The organism is Streptomyces sp. NPDC017246, assembly GCF_044331325.1.
Lineage (GTDB): Bacteria > Actinomycetota > Actinomycetes > Streptomycetales > Streptomycetaceae > Streptomyces.
This window is the reverse complement of sequence record NZ_JBIRMW010000006.1, coordinates 347,281-363,249: the sequence shown is the minus strand read 5'-3', so window position 1 is coordinate 363,249 and position 15,969 is coordinate 347,281. Positions and strand designations below refer to the sequence as shown.

General features: G+C 73.5%; 13 protein-coding genes. 5 read left to right on the top strand and 8 right to left on the bottom strand.

Translation table 11 applies throughout. The annotated features are described in order from the left end of the window. Positions 1–85: 85 nt before the first annotated feature. Positions 86–1,003 (top strand): methylenetetrahydrofolate reductase [NAD(P)H], encoded by a 918-nt coding sequence (gene metF / locus ACH4MY_RS16925; RefSeq protein ID WP_398003555.1) that lies wholly within the window; start codon positions 86–88, stop codon positions 1,001–1,003. 54 nt (positions 1,004–1,057) lie between these two features. Continuing rightward, positions 1,058–1,912, top strand: coding sequence for a hypothetical protein (locus ACH4MY_RS16920; protein ID WP_398003553.1), 855 nt, complete (start codon positions 1,058–1,060; stop codon positions 1,910–1,912). Between the two features lie 57 nt (positions 1,913–1,969). Here the strand turns inward: ACH4MY_RS16920 and ACH4MY_RS16915 are convergent, their stop codons facing one another. From ACH4MY_RS16915 to ACH4MY_RS16895, 5 genes are all read right to left on the bottom strand, one after another. Then, complete coding sequence (locus ACH4MY_RS16915) at positions 1,970–3,412, bottom strand: phytoene desaturase family protein (RefSeq protein ID WP_398003550.1); 1,443 nt, start codon at positions 3,410–3,412, stop codon at positions 1,970–1,972. A 58-nt stretch (positions 3,413–3,470) separates the two neighbouring features. Then, complete coding sequence (locus tag ACH4MY_RS16910) at positions 3,471–4,118, bottom strand: DUF4126 domain-containing protein (RefSeq protein ID WP_398003547.1); 648 nt, start codon at positions 4,116–4,118, stop codon at positions 3,471–3,473. 363 nt (positions 4,119–4,481) lie between these two features. Continuing rightward, positions 4,482–5,090, bottom strand: a complete 609-nt coding sequence (locus tag ACH4MY_RS16905; RefSeq protein ID WP_398003544.1) for a TetR/AcrR family transcriptional regulator — start codon at positions 5,088–5,090, stop codon at positions 4,482–4,484. A gap of 43 nt (positions 5,091–5,133) precedes the next feature. Further along, complete coding sequence (locus ACH4MY_RS16900) at positions 5,134–7,221, bottom strand: YhgE/Pip family protein (RefSeq protein ID WP_398003541.1); 2,088 nt, start codon at positions 7,219–7,221, stop codon at positions 5,134–5,136. Next, on the bottom strand, positions 7,193–8,167 hold the full coding sequence (locus ACH4MY_RS16895; protein ID WP_398003538.1) for an ATP-binding cassette domain-containing protein: 975 nt from the start codon (positions 8,165–8,167) through the stop codon (positions 7,193–7,195). Before ACH4MY_RS16895 ends, ACH4MY_RS16900 begins: the two co-directional genes overlap by 29 nt. A gap of 164 nt (positions 8,168–8,331) precedes the next feature. On the opposite strand from ACH4MY_RS16895, the gene ACH4MY_RS16890 reads away from it, so the two are divergent. From ACH4MY_RS16890 to ACH4MY_RS16880, 3 genes are all read left to right on the top strand, one after another. Beyond that, the gene (locus ACH4MY_RS16890; RefSeq protein ID WP_398003536.1) at positions 8,332–8,847 is read left to right on the top strand and encodes an SAV_6107 family HEPN domain-containing protein; all 516 of its coding nucleotides are present in this window, start codon (positions 8,332–8,334) and stop codon (positions 8,845–8,847) included. 67 nt (positions 8,848–8,914) lie between these two features. Next, on the top strand, positions 8,915–9,703 hold the full coding sequence (locus tag ACH4MY_RS16885) for a class I SAM-dependent methyltransferase (protein ID WP_398003533.1): 789 nt from the start codon (positions 8,915–8,917) through the stop codon (positions 9,701–9,703). A 271-nt stretch (positions 9,704–9,974) separates the two neighbouring features. Continuing rightward, positions 9,975–10,379 carry a DUF3040 domain-containing protein gene (locus ACH4MY_RS16880; protein WP_398003530.1) on the top strand — a complete coding sequence of 135 codons (405 nt, stop codon included), beginning with the start codon at positions 9,975–9,977 and terminating at the stop codon, positions 10,377–10,379. Between the two features lie 762 nt (positions 10,380–11,141). Here the strand turns inward: ACH4MY_RS16880 and ACH4MY_RS16875 are convergent. Genes ACH4MY_RS16875 through ACH4MY_RS16865 form a run of 3 tightly spaced genes read right to left on the bottom strand, consistent with a single transcriptional unit; the run spans position 11,142 to position 15,933 of the window. Further along, entirely contained in the window at positions 11,142–13,571 is a 2,430-nt protein-coding gene (locus tag ACH4MY_RS16875) for a DUF3488 and DUF4129 domain-containing transglutaminase family protein (protein ID WP_398003527.1), read from the bottom strand. Then, the gene (locus ACH4MY_RS16870; protein ID WP_398003524.1) at positions 13,568–14,917 is read right to left on the bottom strand and encodes a DUF58 domain-containing protein; all 1,350 of its coding nucleotides are present in this window, start codon (positions 14,915–14,917) and stop codon (positions 13,568–13,570) included. Before ACH4MY_RS16870 ends, ACH4MY_RS16875 begins: the two co-directional genes overlap by 4 nt. Further along, complete coding sequence (locus ACH4MY_RS16865) at positions 14,917–15,933, bottom strand: AAA family ATPase (protein ID WP_398003521.1); 1,017 nt, start codon at positions 15,931–15,933, stop codon at positions 14,917–14,919. The genes ACH4MY_RS16870 and ACH4MY_RS16865 overlap by 1 nt, the downstream gene beginning before the upstream one ends. Between the last annotated feature and the right edge of the window lie 36 nt (positions 15,934–15,969).

Here is a 15,969-nt window from a genome sequence, read left to right as displayed (position 1 = left end):
GATCCGCCCGGCCGCCTGTCCGAAAAGGTGTCCATCACTCGGACGCCGTTTACGCCGCTCACCGCGCCCCGTCTAACCTGCCCGTATGGCCCTTGGTACCGCTTCCGTCCGCTCGGACCACGCCCGCACGGTCCGCGAGATCCTCGCTTCCGGCGGCACGTCGTACTCCTTCGAGTTCTACGCGCCCCGGACCGCGAAGGGCGAGCAGGTCCTGTGGAACGCCATGCGCCGGGTCGAGGCGGTCGGTCCCAGCTTCGTCTCCGTGACCTACGGCGCCGGCGGCTCCACCCGCGGCGGCACCGTCAAGGCCACCCAGAAGATCGCCTCCGACACCACGCTGACCCCGGTCGCGCACCTCACCGCCGTCGACCACTCCGTCGCCGAACTGCGGAACATCCTCGGCCAGTACGCCGACGCCGGCATCCGCAACATGCTCGCCGTCCGCGGCGACCCGCCGGGCGACCCGCTGGGGGAGTGGATCGAGCACCCGGAGGGCGTGAAGTACGCCGCCGATCTCGTCCGGCTCATCAAGGAGTCCGGCGACTTCTGCGTGGGCGTCGCCGCCTTCCCCGAGATGCACCCCCGCTCCGCCGACTGGGACACGGACATCCGGCACTTCGTGGACAAGTGCCGTGCGGGCGCCGACTACGCGATCACCCAGATGTTCTTCGACCCGGAGAACTATCTGCGGCTGCGCGACAGCGTCGCGAAGGCCGGGTGCGAGACGCCGATCATCCCCGAGGTCATGCCCGTCGTGAACGTGAAGACGCTCGACCGGCTGCCCCAGCTGAGCAACGCCCTGTTCCCCGCGGATGTGAAAGAGCGCATCCGCGCCGTCAAGGACGATCCCGCCGCTGTACGCTCCATCGGTATCGAGTTCGCGACGGAGTTCTGCGCGCGTCTGCTCTCCGAGGGTGTCCCCGGACTGCACTTCATCACGCTGAACAGCTCCACCGCGACGCTCGAGATCTACGAGAATCTCGGACTGCACCAGCAGTCGTGACCGGTCGTACCCGCCCCGACCCGCGGCGGTGACCGTGGAGAGGGGCGGCGGGGCATGGGGTGGACGGTCCTCTACATCGCGTTCGGCGTGGTCGCACTGTGGCTGCTGGGGGAAGTGCTCCTGCAGTACAAGGCGCGGCTGCGCTGGCGTGTACTCGCCTTCTGTGGCTTTGTCGGTGTGGTCCTCGGCGTGCTGCTGCCCTCGGTGGGGGTCATCATCGCCGGGGCCGTCGCCTTCGCCGTCGGCCAGACCTATGTGACGCTCTCCTTCCGCCGCGGCTTCTCCACCGGCTGGGCGATCGGCGGGAGCCCGGGCGCCAGCCGCCGCCGCAGGTCGGGCGCCCGGGCGCAGGCCGGGCCCACCCTTGAGGTCACCGAGCTGTCCTACGAGGCCGAGGCCACCCCGTACGCCGGGCAGGAGGAGGCCGACGCCCGGGCCGCCGGTGAGCCCGGCGCGGTCTACGAGCCGCTGCCGATGCCCGAGGACACGGGTCAGTACGGGGTCTACAACCTGGGCCAGGACACCGGCCAGGGTGCTCCCCAGGCCACCGGCTACGAGACGGGGCAGGGGTACGGGACCGGCTACGACACGGGATACGACCCCTACGCGCCCTCCTACGACCAGCAGCAGCCGGCCTACGACTACGGCCAGACCGCCGGGCAGCAGCAGTACGCCGCCTACTCCGACCCGTACATCGGCCCCGGCACGGACGGCCAGCAGTACGGCTCCTACTACGGCGACCCCTACGCCCCCTCGTACAGCTACGACACGCCGCCCGGCGGGGTCTGGGTCCCGCAGCAGCGCGACACCGAGCCCGACGCCCAGCAGCAGCCGCAGCAGCCGCCGCAGGCCCCGAGCCCGTACGGCTACGAGCCCTACCCGGACGACCAGCAGCAGTACCGGTACTGAGTGACCGTGTGGGGCCGCCGGATCGTCCGGCGGCCCCACACGCATGTCCACCGGCGTCTACCGGGAGCCGCTGAAGTCCGCGCCCTCCACGATGAATCCCGCCACCAGCGCGCCCGACATGCCCGCGTGGGCGAGCCCGCCGCCCGGGTGCGACCAGCCGCCCGCGAACCAGAGGCCGGGCAGCGGGGAGCGGTTGTCGGCCGGGAGCAGCCGGCCGCCCGCCCCGGCGAGCGCGGGCCCCGGCACCTCGGCGGAACCGGTGTCCCGCCGGACGTCCTCCGGAGTGCGGACGTGCTGCCGGAGCAGTCGCTCCCGGAGCCCCGGGACCGCCCGCCCGGCCGCATCGACCATCAGCCCGGCGAAGGCCTCCCAACCGGCCGCGTCCCGCTCCTGGTCCGACCGCACGGTCGCCGTGACCGTCAGCGCCTCGTGGTCCGCGTCCGGGCGCAGCGCCGGATCGTCCGGGCGCAGCACGGTCACCGTCGGGCGCCCGCCCTCCGCGTGCACGACGGTGCGGTGGACCGCCTCCGCCTCCCGTGCCCCGCGCAGCGCCAGACAGACCGTCACACGGCTCGTCCCGTTCACCTGATGGCGCGGCCAGTCGTCGCCGTCGCTCCACTCGACGACGTGATCGCGGTAGAGGGCGGGCACCGGGGCCCCGGAGACGACATGGTCGGCCTCGACGGTCCCGCCGCCCGCCAGCCGGACGCCCACCGCCCGGCCGTCCTTCTCCAGGACGTCCTCCACGGGCGTGTCGAAGACGAACTCGACACGCCGCTTCCGGCAGCGCTCGTACACCGCGTCGGCGAGCGCCCGCAGGCCCCCGGCCACGTACCAGCTGCCGAAGGTCTGCTCCATGTACGGCAGGACGGCGGCCGAGGCCGGGGCGGTGGCCGGGTCGAAGCCGTACGACCACGCGTAGGCGTCGAGAAGGGCGGCGAGCCGGGGATCGCGCAGCTCCCGCGCCCCGATCTGCGCCAGCGTCGTCGTCGGGCGGCGCAACAGGCCCGCCTTCGGGGCCGGATACGGCTCACGGGCCGACGGCGCCGGGCCGGCCGGCTGCGGCTCCTCCAGGAGCGGCCGGCGGGTGCGGTCCCATGCCTCGCGGGCCCGGACCATGAAGTCGCCCCAGCGCTCGCCCGCGCCCGCGCCGAGCGCCGCGTCCAGGGCCGCGACCGTACCGGCCCGGGAGGCGTTCGGCAGGTCCACGCGGGTGCCGTCGGCGAAGACATGACGACTCGCCGGGTCGACCTGCGTCAGCGTGACGCACTCCTCCAGCGGCTCCTTGCCGGTCTTCACGAACAGATCCCGGTACACGGCGGGCAGATGCAGGAGCCCCGGGCCCGTGTCGAAGGCGAAGCCGTCCCGCTCGAAGCGGCCGACCGCGCCGCCGTACGTCGCCCCCCGCTCGTACACCGTCACCCGGTGGCCCGCCACGGCCAGCCGGGCCGCCGCCGCCATGGCGCCGAGTCCCGCGCCGATCACCACAATCCGTGCCATGTCAGCGACTTTATCCGGCGCCCCGGCCACGGCCGAAGGCCCGGGCGGCCCGCCGGTCTCAGAAGTGTTCCGACCCGTCGCCGGACGGCGCCCTCGCCCGGGCGCGGGCCTCCGCGTCGGCGAGCTGTCTCTCCTCACGGCGCTGCGACCTGCGGCGCCAGAAGCGGCGGATCCGCTGGGCGAGGAAGACCAGTATCGCCAGACCGAGGGCGAGCAGGACGGCCGCGACGACCGCGGCCGCCACCGGATGGAAGATCGCGAAGGTGACGATCGCCGCCACCCCGAGGTCCTCCGCCAGACTCAGCGCGACGTTGGAGAACGGCTCCGGCGAGGTGTTGACCGCCATCCTCGTCCCCGCCTTGACGAAGTGGCTGAGCAGGGCCGTAGAGCCGCCGACCGCGCCCGCCGCCAGCTCCGGCAGCGAACCGTTCTGTCCGGCGAGCAGGGCGCCGACGACGGCTCCCGCGACCGGCCGGATCACCGTGTGGACGGAGTCCCATATCGAGTCGACGTACGGGATCTTGTCCGCCACCGCCTCGCACAGGAAGAGCACGCCCGCGACGACGAGGACATCGGTGCGCTGCAAGGACTCGGGCACCTCGTCGGTGAGCCCGGTCGCGCCGAAGACGCCGAACAGCAGGACCACCGCGTACGCGTTGATCCCGCTCGCCCAGCCGCTGGTGAACACCAGGGGGAGTACGGACACGCTGGCGATCGTAACCAGTCTGAGTATCCGTACCTAGGGGTCCAGATGAGTAGATGCGCGGATGGGCACCGGGCCGTCCGGAAGGAAGAGTGGAGCCCACGGAAGGGGCGCGGCCCCGGGAACCGCCGACACGGGGCGGCGGAACCGGGGCCGCGTGCCTGCCGATACGGGGCACGGGGGTGTCACGGGGGTGTACGAAGGAAGGCCGGTTCGACGGGGCTCGGGGGGATCGAGCCTCGCCGGACCGGCCTTTTCGTCGTTCCCGCGGTCTGAGGCCAGGGGCGGTTTCCGGACATTCCCCGACGCGGACCGGCGATCCCCAGGGGGGTGTCCCGCCGATCGGACCGGGCTCGGGACGCCCGCCTAGCAGCCGCCGACCCGGCCGTGCAGCAGCCGGGAGAGCGCCGCGTGCACGTCGTCCAGTGAACGCTCGCTCTGGAAGGCCTGCCAGTCGAGGGCCGCCACGAGCACCATCCCGACCAGCGCCGCCGCCGTCAGCTGGACGTCGATCTCCTCGCTCAGCTCACCGGCCGCCACGGCCTCGCGCAGCACCCCCTCGACCACCGCGACCGCCTCCTGGCGGACCACCAGGAGCGTCGAGTTCCAGGCCCTGTTCGTGCGCCAGAGCTCGGCCACGTACAGCTGGGTGAAGGCCGGATAGCGGTCGATGAAGACCAGACCCGCCCGGATCATCGCGTCCAGCGCGTCGACGCGGCTCCCGCCCCGCTCGGTGGTCTCCTCGGCCGCCGTCCGCAGCGAGGCGGCGAGCAGCGACACCCCGTGGCGCAGCAGCTCCTCGAAGAGCTCGGTCTTGCTCTTGAAGTTGTAGTAGACCGTGCCCTTGGCCACGCCGGCCCGCTCGGCGATCTCGTCGACCGTCGTCGCGGAGAAGCCCTGCTCCGCGATGAGGGTGACGGCCGCCTCGTAGAGCTTCGCGCGGGTGGCCTGGCGTCGGGTGCTGCTGCTGTCCATGGGGTCGATTCTCACAGGTGTCACGGGCGTCACCGGCCCTGTCTCACAGGCTCAGTTCGGGGTGGAGCCGGTCGAGCGTCCAGACCTGCTTCCTCCTGGCGGACACCGCGGTCAGTGCCAGGGCGCCCACGGTGAACGCGGTCAGGACCGCGCAGGCCTGCCACACCGGCCCGATTCCGCCGCCCGTGATCAGCCGGCGCAGCGCCTCGACCACGTAGCTCATCGGCAGGAAGGGGTGGACGGCGTTGAAGAAGCCCGGACTGGTCTGTACGGGGTACGTGCCGCCCGCCGAGGTCAGCTGGAGCATCAGGACCGCCAGTACCAGGATCCGGCCTGCCGCGCCGAAGCGGGCGTTGAGCCACTGGATGATCGCGGCGAAGCAGCAGGTGACCAGGGCCAGGAAGCCGACCGTGCCGGCGGCCCGGTCCATCTGGAGGCCGAGACCCCAGTGCAGGACCGACATGAGCGCCGCGACCTGGAGGACGCCGATCGCCGCCACCGGCAGCCAGCCCGCGAGCGCGATCCGCCAGGCGGAACCGCCGGCGGCGAGCGCGCGCCGGTTGAGCGGCTGGATGATCATGTATGCCACCATCGCGCCGACCCAGAGGGAGAGCGGGATGAAGTACGGGGCGAAACCGGTGCCGTAGTTCGGCGCCTTGTGCAGCGACTGGGAGGCCAGCTGCACCGGATCGGCCATGACCTCCGTACGCCGGTCGCGGTCCCGCTCGTCGTAGTCCGGGATCCGCTCGACCCCGTCGTGCAGACCGCCGGCCAGCTGCCCGGAGCCGTCGGCCAGCTTGAACAGACCGCCGTCGAGGTCGCCCGCGCCCTTCTTGAGCTTGCCGACGCCGGTGTCGAGGTTCACGGAACCGGTCTTGGCTTCGGTGATGCCGGTGTGGAGCTTGTCCGCGCCCGCCGCGACCTTCTTCGCGCCCGTGTTGAGCGCGTTGATCTTCCGGATGGCGTCCTCGACGTCCTCGTCGAGGTGCGGGGCGCGGGCGGCCAGCTCGTCGGCCTGCCGCGTGAGCTTGGCGAGGCGCGCGTCCAGGGTCTTGAGGTCGTCGGTGTTGCCCTTGGTCAGCTCGTGGACGTCGTCCGCGATGGTGGCCACGTCGTCGGCCGTGACCGAGGCCTCCTTGAGCTTGGCGCAGATCCGGGCGTCGGCCTCGGGCTTGAGCTCGCACTCCTCGCGGTGGATCGCGGCCAGACCGTCGTCGGCCTTGTGCGCGGCGCTGCGGACCAGCGGGGCGCGCCTGACCAGATCGTCGAGGTTGTGGCGGACGGCCGTGGCCGAGTCGGAGACGAGACGGGCGGTGTCGCGGATCGACTTGCCGTTGTTCGCCAGATAGGGGCGGACCTTGTCGGCGGTGCCGTTCACCTTGTCGGCGAGCGACTGGGTGCCGTTCGCGACCTTGCGGGAGCCGCTCTCCAGGTCCTTGGCGCCCTTGTCGAGCTTCTTCAGGCCCGCGGCCAGGTCGCCGCTGCCGGTCTTGGCGTCCTTGAGACCGTTCGACAGGTCCTTGGAGCCCTTCTTCGCCTTGTCGACGCCCTGCTTGAGGTCGTCCGCGCCCTTCGCGGCCTTCGCCGTGGCGTCGTGGATGTCGGAGAAGGAGATGAAGATCTTGTCGAGGAAGGTGCGGGAGGACTTGGTGGAGGCCGCGGTGCGGACCTCGGAGAAGACCGTCCGGGAGATCTGGCCGACGATGTAGTTATTGGCGTCGTTGGTCCGCACGCGGAGGGCGCCGGTCTCGGGAGAGGCGCCGGAGCTGGAGGCGATGCGCGAGCTGAAGTCGCCCGGCATGGTCAGGGACAGGTAGTACGTGCCGTCCTCGACGCCCTTGCGGGCCTCGGCGTCGCTCACCCGGTGCCAGGCGAAGGTGTTGCTCTCCAGGAGCCCCTTGGTGAGGTCGTCACCGGCGTTGATCTTCTTGCCGTCGGCGGTGGCACCCCGGTCCTCGTTGACGAGGGCGACGGGGATCTTGTCGAGCCTGCTGTACGGGTCCCAGAACGAGTACAGGTACAGGGCGCCGTACAGCAGGGGCAGCAGCAGGATCGCGACGAGCGCGGCGCGCGGCAGCTTTCCCCTGCCGAAGCGCTTCAGCTCAAGCGCGGCCAGTTTCGGCGAGCGCATCGGCCGCCCCCTCCTCGGTCGTGTCTTCGGTGGAGTCCTCGGTGACATCGCCGCCGGCGGCGGCGGTCCCGGTGGTGGCCCCGGCGGCGGTGGCGGCGGGGCCGGAGTCCTCGGAGTCCCCGGGGCTCGTGTCCCCGGCGCTCTCCTTCTCGGCGCTCTTCGGCCCGGTGCTCTTGTCCGCGGCGCTCTCGGCCGGGGTTCCCTCGGTCGCGGCGGGGGGCTTCGACTCCGCCGTGCCGTCGAGCGTGGTGATCCGCAGGGCGTCCTCGGGGGCCTCGCTGCAGACGGCGAGGACGGTCGTCCCGGAGTCGGCCACCGAGCGGAGCAGCGTCCAGGCCTCGGCCCGGTCGGAGTCCGAGAGCTTCAGGTCCGTGTCGTCCACGGCGAGCAGCCGGGGACGGCTGATCAGGGCCAGGGCGATGGAGAGCCGCAGTGCCTCCAGCCGTTCCAGATCCCGTACGGAGGTCCGCTCGCCCTTCGGCAGGGCGGCCAGGTCGAGCCCCGCGGCCGCGACGGCCTCGTCGATCCGGGCGCGCGCCGTCGCCCGGCGTTCGGCCGGGCGCCGCAGGAGTGCCCGGACGGAACCGTCGAAACGGCGCTGGAGCAGGGCCCGCTCGTTGAGGTGCTCGGCCACCGTGAACGCCGGGTCGAGCTCACTCACGCCGGGCACCTGGCCGAGGGCGCTGATCCGGCGCACCCCGCCCATCTTCTTGGGCAGCGGGAGGCCGCCGACCTCGGCGGTGCCCTCCTTGGCCCTCATCCGGCCGGTGAGCGCGAGCAGCAGACATGTGCGGCCCGAACCCGACGGCCCCTCGATCGCCACCAGCGAGCCCGGCTCGGCCCGGAAGGAGACCTCCCGGAAAGCCCAGCCGCGCGGCCCCCTCAGTCCGAAGCCGTCCGCGACGACGGCGGCGCCGTGCGGCCGCTCCTCGGCTTCCGCTCCCACGGGCCCACCCCCCGAATCCCCTTTTGAACTGACTGGTCAGTTCAAAAGTTACCCCCGAGTTGGCTTATCAGGCAAAGCCGCAGGTCAGCGTGATTGTCAGTGGGGCCCGGCACGATGGACACATACGGCCACAACGCCGTCACGCGACGACAGGAGGACTCGTCATGGCAAGCCCTTCCGCAGCAGCCGCGCCCCGCCGCCGTCCCGCCCCCGTGCAGACCGGACCCGCGTCCGACATCCACCCCGTCCCGCGCCGCACCGCCGCCCCGCCCGCCGCCCTCGACCTCCTCGCCAAGGCCCGCGCCGGCCTGGTCGAGGCAGCCACCCTCGACCGCCCCCACGAGCGGTACGCCGCCGCGCACCTCGCCGCCCTGCGGGCCGCCGCCGCCGTGCTCGCCGCCCGGGCCCGGCCCGAGACCGGCCGCCGCCGGCAGCGGATACGGAGCGCCTGGGAACTCCTCGCCGAGCTGGCCCCCGAGCTCACCGAGTGGAGCGCCCTCTTCGCCTCCGGCGCCCAGCGCCGGGCCCGCGCCGAGGCCGGGATCGCCGGAGCGGCGACCCGGCGCGAGGCCGACGACCTGCTCAGGGACTCCGCGCTGTTCCTGCGCCTCGTCGAGCGGCTGCTCGCCCTCCACCCGGTGCTGCCCCGCCAGCCGGGCGCCGACGAGGCCGGAGGATGATCCGAAAGGCGGGACCGAGGCCATAGGGTGGGGGACGTCCGTACCCGTCACCGAGGAGTCAACAGCCGTGCCGGACCCTTCCCCTGTCTTCGGTCGAGAGGCGACGTCGCGCCCGTCGCGCGCCTCCCTGCGTACCGCCGTCGTCTGGGACGTCCTCAAGGACGCCCTCGACCGCCGGATCGAGGCCACCGGGAAGGACAGCCTCGACGTCCTCGACACGGGCGGCGGCTCCGGGAACTTCGCGGTGCCGGTCGCCCGCCTCGGACACCGGGTCACCGTCGTCGACCCCAGCCCCAACGCGCTCTTCGCACTGGAGCGCCGGGCCGCCGAAGCCGGGGTCGCCGACCTCGTCACCGGCGTCCAGGGCGACATCAGCGGCCTCTTCGACGTGGCCGGACGCGAGGGCTACGACACCGTCCTCTGCCACGGGGTCCTGGAGTACGTCGACGACCCCGCCGAAGGCGTACGGAACGCGGTCGCCGCGCTCCGTCCCGCCGGCAGCCTCAGCCTGCTCGCCGCCGGACTCGGCGGCGCCGTCCTGGCCCGCGCCCTCGCCGGACACTTCACCGAGGCCCGCCACGCGCTCTCCGACCCGGCGGGCCGCTGGGGCACGGGCGACCCCGTACCCCGCCGCTTCACCGCCGAACAGCTCACCGAGCTCGCCGACGGGGCGGGACTCGAGGTCGGCGCCGTACACGGGGTCAGGGTCTTCGCCGACCTCGTCCCCGGCGTCCTCGTCGACACCGAACCCGGTGCGGCCGAGGCCCTGCTCAAGCTGGAGGCGGCGGCCGCCGAACTGCCCTCCTTCCACGCCATCGCCACGCAACTGCACGTACTGGGCGAGAAGCGGGCCTGAGCAGGACGGCCACCCGCCCGGCGGTCCGGGCGGCGCACTCCATGGAGTACGCCACAGCCAGCCCGGGAAAGGCCTCCGCCCCGTATGATCGGGGGACAGCATCCGGCATGACGGAGGAGGGCCTGGGGAATCAACGCCTCAGCAACCGATCCGCATGGCGGCCCGGATTGGCTATTCGGCATTGAGGGCGGGTTTCACGGGGGCGATTCCCTGCCTATCCTGAAAGGGCCGCAAACCGGTCGCCCCCGCGACCGACGACTAGGAGGACTCCGTGCCGCTCTCGGAGCACGAGCAGCGAATGCTCGAGCAGATGGAGCGAGCGCTGTACGCCGAAGATCCCAAGTTCGCGACAGCGCTCGAGGGAAGCGGACTGCGTACGTACACCCGGCGACGGGTCTACCAGGCAGTCGCCGGCTTCCTGGTGGGTATCGCGCTCCTCATGGCCGGAATGGTCGCACAGCAGATCTGGATCAGCGTGGTGGGATTCCTCGTCATGCTGGGCTGCGCGGTCCTGGCGGTCACCGGATGGCGCAAGGCGCCGAAGCCGGGTGAGCAGCAGGCCAGTGGTGGGATGGCGGCCGGAGGCCGTCAGACCCGGCAGCGACGCTCCATGATGAACCGGATCGAAGCGCGGTGGCAGCGCCGCCGTGACGAACAGCAGGGCGGCGGCCACTGACGGCCCCCTGAGCGGAGGCCCCGCACCCCTTTGTGTGACCGAGCCCCGTGGACCCGCGCGACCCGCGCCGGACCACGGGGCTCGATGGCGTCCCGCCCCGGTTGTGCCCCTGCGCGCCGCGCGGTTGCGGGCCGCCAGCCTCGTCGTGGGTAGTTGTTCCTCCCCCAGACTCCGTCAGGGGGGACCCCCAGGGCGGAACGGGTGGGCACAACGGAACGTCGCCCCTTGCCGGGCCCAGGCTTCCTTGCCGTAACCCGCACCCCTTGTGCGCCGAGCCAGTGGTGCGGGTTCAGGCGCAGGGGGCGGACGCGTCGCCAAGGGCGCCGTCCCGTGTGCCCACCCGTCCCGCCCCAGCGGGACGATTGCCCACACGGGGGTGGGGGAGCGGCCGGAGCCGGCGGGCGGGCCCGCTCGGCGGTGGCGGGGGCGGTGTGCGCGTGACGCACACGGCGGTGGGCCGGGCGGGGCGGACGGCGGCCCGACGCGGGCAGTGGACCGGGGCGCGAGCCCGTGGGCGGCCCGCACGGCGGTGGGCCGGGCGTGCCCGCGCGGCAGCGGGCGGCGGGAGCCGGCGACGCCCAGACGACCGGAGCGGCAGTGCCCAGGAGGCCGGGCCGGCGACGCCCGGGCGACCGGAGCGACGGCGCCCGGGCGCCCGGGACGACGGCGCCCCGGGCGGCCGGAGCGGTGGTGTGTAGGTCGGTGGCGCCCGGCGTGGGGGTGGGGCCGCCCTCGGGTGACGAGTGGACCCACCCCCGGCCGTCAGGCCGATTCGCGGGGCGTTCGGCGGAGGCGGGGCGTCGCCCGGGAGAGCAGTGCCCGGCGCTTGTCCGACCAGCGCGTCGTCGTCTCCGACCAGCGCGCCGCCAGCGACCAGCGGAGGCGGGCCGCCGAGCGCGGTGCGAGGGTCGCGCGCAGGCGGCTCCGGCGGTCGGCCGAGGCGTGGAAGCCCGCCCGGACCCGGCCCGCGTCCTCCGCCAGGCCCGCGGTGGGACGCGGGTGCGGCGCGTACAGCGCCTCCTCCACCGCCCGTGCGACCCGGTGCACCGCGTCCGCGGCCTCGCCGCCCAGCTCACCCAGGCGGACGATCCGCGCCGCCGTCCTTCTCGGCGTACGCGACTCGTCGGGTTCGACCCCGTAGTCCCAGGCCGTGTCGTTGATCTCCTGCCAGACCGCGAGTGTCCGTGCCGCCGTCTCCTCGGGGCCGCGTATCCCGGCAGAGCCCAGCCGGCGGGCCCGGACCCGGGTCCGCCAGAGCAGCGGGAGGAGCGGGAGGGAGAGCAGGACCAGGACGGCGAGGGTCAGCAGGACCACCGTCAGGGGGTCGGGCCCCGAGCCGTCCGAGCTCGCGGCGCCCACCGCCTCCTCCGGCCCGCAGTCACCGAGCCGGCGCTCCTGCGGGGTGCAGCTCACCGAGGCGCTGGGCGCGGCGGACGGCTGCGCGGAGGCGCTCTGCTGGGGCTGCGCGGGCCCGGTGGCCGTGCCCGAGGGCGTGTCCGCGCGCGTGTACGCGGGGGTGGAGCCCCGGGAGGGGGTGGGCTCGAAGCGGGTCCAGCCGGCGCCCTCGAAGTACAGCTCGGGCCAGGCGTGCGCGTCCCGGATGCCGACCGAGAGCGAGCCGTCGGTCTGGGTGGTGCCCGGCATGAAGCCCACGGCGACCCGGGCGGGGATGCCGAGCGAGCGGGCCATCGCCGCCATGGAGAAGGAGAAGTGGACGCAGAAGCCCTGCTTGTCCTTGAGGAACCGGGAGATGGCCTGGACGCCGGTGCCGGACTCGACGTCGACGTCGTAGCGGAAGCCGCCGTCCTGGGCGAACCAGTCCTGGAGCTTCACCGCCCGTTCGTAGTCGTTGCGCGCGCCCTTGGTGACCCGGAGCGCGGTCGCCTTCACGTCGGCGGGCAGCGAGCCGGGGACCTTGGTGTATTCGCGGCGCAGCTTCTCGGCGGCGGGTCCGGCGGCGGCCAGCTGCTCGGACGTCGGCCGCACGTCCAGGCTGGAGACCGTGTAGCGGGCTCCGCGGGTGGTCTGCTTGTCGTCGCCGACGAGCATCCGGCCCTCGGGCTCGTACCGCCAGCGTCCGTCGATCTCGACGCGGCCGGCCGGGTACGGCATCGGCAGCCACTTCTGCTCGTACCCGTCGGAGGCGACGAAGTTGCTGGTCACCTCGGTGCTCTGGACGGTCTGGGAGAGCCCGGCGGGCCACGGCAGCTGCTTGGGCACGTCCTCGATCGGGCGGACCGAGGACTTCCACGAGGTGCCGTCGAACTGGTCGAGGGCGACGAGCCGCAGATACATGTCGGAGGTGTCGCGGGAGTTGGTCCGGTAGCGCAGGACCTCCCGGTCCTCCGGCTGACGCAGATTGTCCTGGAGGGAGACCAGCGGGTTCACGGCCGAGATGGTGCCGCCCTTGCCGACGCCGCCCGTTCCCTCGCCGTCGCCGCCGCCGAACAGTCCGCCGGTGAAGCCGGGGAGCGCGAGCGGCACCACCATGGCGACGCCCATGGCCACGGCGCCGATCCGGCGGCCGGTGCGGGCCGGGGCGAAGGCGGGGCCGCTGCCGCCGGCCACGGCCGAGCCGGGCCGGCCGGAGCGCTGGGCGCCGCCGAAGACCCGCCCCCACGCGGAGAGCCGGTCGCGGCCCTCGGCGAGGAGCAGCAGCAGATAGCCGGAGGCGGCGAGCAGGAACCAGAGCCAGCCCGCGCCGCCGCCGGAGAGTCCGGCCGCGACGGAGTACAGGGCGAGCAGCGGAAGTCCGGCCGGGGCGGCCTTGCGGAAGGTGACGGCGAGGGTGTCCACCAGGAGGCCGATCGCGACGACGCCGCCGACCAGCATGAGCCGGATGCCCTCGGTGTCCGGTGCGGGGATCGCGTACCGGCCGACGTCCTCGGCGCCCGCCGTGAGCAGTTCGGCGGCGTGGGTGAAGACCTGGGGGCCGGGCAGGAACCAGAGGATCGCCTGCTCGCGGGCGAAGATCACGGTCAGCGCGAGCAGGGTGACGGCGATCTGGGCGAGCAGGGTCAGCGGCCGGGCCAGCGGTGCCCGGCGGGCCAGCGTGCCCACGCCGCTCACCAGGGCGAGGACGAAGGCCGCCGTGAAGATCCAGGTCGCCGGCTTGACCAGGGGGAGCATCGCTCCGGCCGCCATCAGGGTGGCGCCCCAGGCGGCCAGGGTCAGCCGTGCGCGCCCGCTCATGACCATCCTCCGTAGGTGTCGGCGGCGGACTCCGCTCGGGCTCCGGCCGCCTGTTGCCACAGGTCGGCGAGCCGGGCACCGGGCGGTACGGCCAGTGCCGTCCAGCCCGCCTCCCGCAGCTGCCGTACCCGCTTCTCGACGGACCCGGCGACCGAGCCGCCGGTCAGCCAGGACCCGGAGTCCAGGACGAAGGCGACGGCCGCGCCGGCGCGGCCGCGCATCCGGGCGGTCAGGGCCGCCTGCTCCTCGTCGAGGTCGCCGATGAAGGCGATGAGCAGTCCTTCGCCGCCGCGCAGCACGTCCGAGGCACGGCTGAGGGAGCCGCCCTCGGAGTGGTCGACGACGGCGAGGGTGTCCAGCATGAGACCGGCCGACTCGGCCGAGTCCTGGGCCGAGCCCGCGAAGCCCTCGCCGCCCTCGCCGGGGACCGCGCTGCCGGTGTCGGTGACGAGCCGGACGGCGTAGCCGCGCTCCAGCATGTGGATCAGGGAGGAGGCGGCTCCGGAGACGGCCCACTCGAAGGCGGAGTCGGGGCCGGAGCCCTGGTAGGCGATCCGGCGGGTGTCGAGGAGGACGGTGCAGCGGGCCCGCTGCGGCTGCTCCTCGCGGCGGACCATCAGCTCGCCGTAGCGGGCGGTGGAGCGCCAGTGCACCCGGCGCAGGTCGTCGCCGTGGCGGTAGGCGCGCGGGATGATGTCGTCGTCGCCGGCGAGGGCGAGGGAGCGCTGCTGTCCGTCGCCGTATCCCGAGGCCTCGCCGAAGAGCTTCACCGGCGGGAGGGCCTCGGTCCTCGGTACGACGGTGAGGGTGTCGTAGGCGCTGAAGGCGCGGGTCAGCTCGCACATCCCGAAGGGGTCGTTGAGCCGCAGCTGGAGCGGGCCGAGCGGGAAGCGGCCGCGCAGGTCGGAGCGGACCCGGTAGGACACCTCGCGCCGTCCGCCCGCCTCGACCCGGTCGAGGACGAAGCGGGGCCGCGGCCCCAGCATGTACGGCACGTGGTCCTGGAGCATCAGCAGCCCGGTGGGGAGCTTGGAGACGTTCTCCATCCGCAGCTGGACCCGGGCCTCGGCGCCCGCCTCCACCCGCTGGGGGGTGAGCCGGCGGGAGGCCGCGACCCGGTAGCGGGTGCGGTGCAGCACGAGGACGCAGATCAGCGGCAGCGTGGCGAGCAGCAGTCCGACGCGCAGCAGGTCGGCCTGGCCGAGGACGTACGCGCAGGCGGCGGCGGCCACCCCGGCGGCGAGGAAGGAGCGGCCACGGGTGGTGAGACCGCCGAAGGCGGCCCGCAGACCGCCCCGGTCGTCCTCGTCGCCCCGCTGTCCGTCCTGCACGGCAGCGGTCGTCATCACAGGCGCCGGCCGCCGGGCTGCTGGCCGTAGAGGGGTCCGGCGGGCGGGGCCGCGGCCGGGACGGGGGTGCGCTGCAGGATGTCCTGGACGACCTGCTCGGCGGTGCGGCGGTTCAGCTGGGCCTGCGCCGTCGGCAGCAGCCGGTGGGCGAGGACGGGCGCGGCGAGGGCCTGGAGGTCGTCGGGCAGCACGTACTCGCGGCCGCTGAGCGCGGCGGAGGCCTTGGCGGCCCGCAGCAGGTGGAGCGTGGCCCGGGGGGAGGCGCCGAGCCGCAGGTCGGCGTGGGTGCGGGTGGCGGAGACGATGTCGACCGCGTACCGGCGTACGGCGTCGGCGACGTGGACCGCGCGCACCGCCTCGATCAGCTTGAGGATGTCGTGGGCGTGGGCGACCGGCTGGAGGTCGTCCAGCGGGGAGGCGGAGCCGTGGACGTCGAGCATCTGGAGCTCGGCCTCGGCGCTCGGGTAGCCGATGGAGACCCGGGCCATGAAGCGGTCGCGCTGGGCCTCGGGCAGCGGGTAGGTGCCCTCCATCTCGACCGGGTTCTGCGTCGCGACCACCATGAACGGGCTGGGCAGCTCGTACGTCTGGCCGTCGACGGTGACCTGGCGCTCCTCCATGGACTCCAGGAGCGCGGACTGGGTCTTCGGCGAGGCGCGGTTGATCTCGTCGCCGATCACGATCTGGGCGAAGATCGCGCCCGGCTTGAACTCGAAGTCCCGGCGCTGCTGGTCGAAGATCGACACGCCCGTGACGTCCGAGGGCAGCAGGTCGGGGGTGAACTGGATGCGCCGCACCGAGCAGTCGATGGACCGGGCCAGGGTCTTGGCGAGCATGGTCTTGCCGACGCCGGGGACATCCTCGATGAGGAGGTGTCCCTCGGCGAGCAGCACGGTCAGCGAAAGCCGTACGACCTCGGGCTTGCCCTCGATCACACTCTCCACCGATCTGCGGACTCTCTCCACAGTGGTGGTCAGATCAGTGAGGCTCGCTCGATCGTCATAGGTCGTCACCCGGCCCTCCTCGGCCTTCCGGAACACGGACACCTG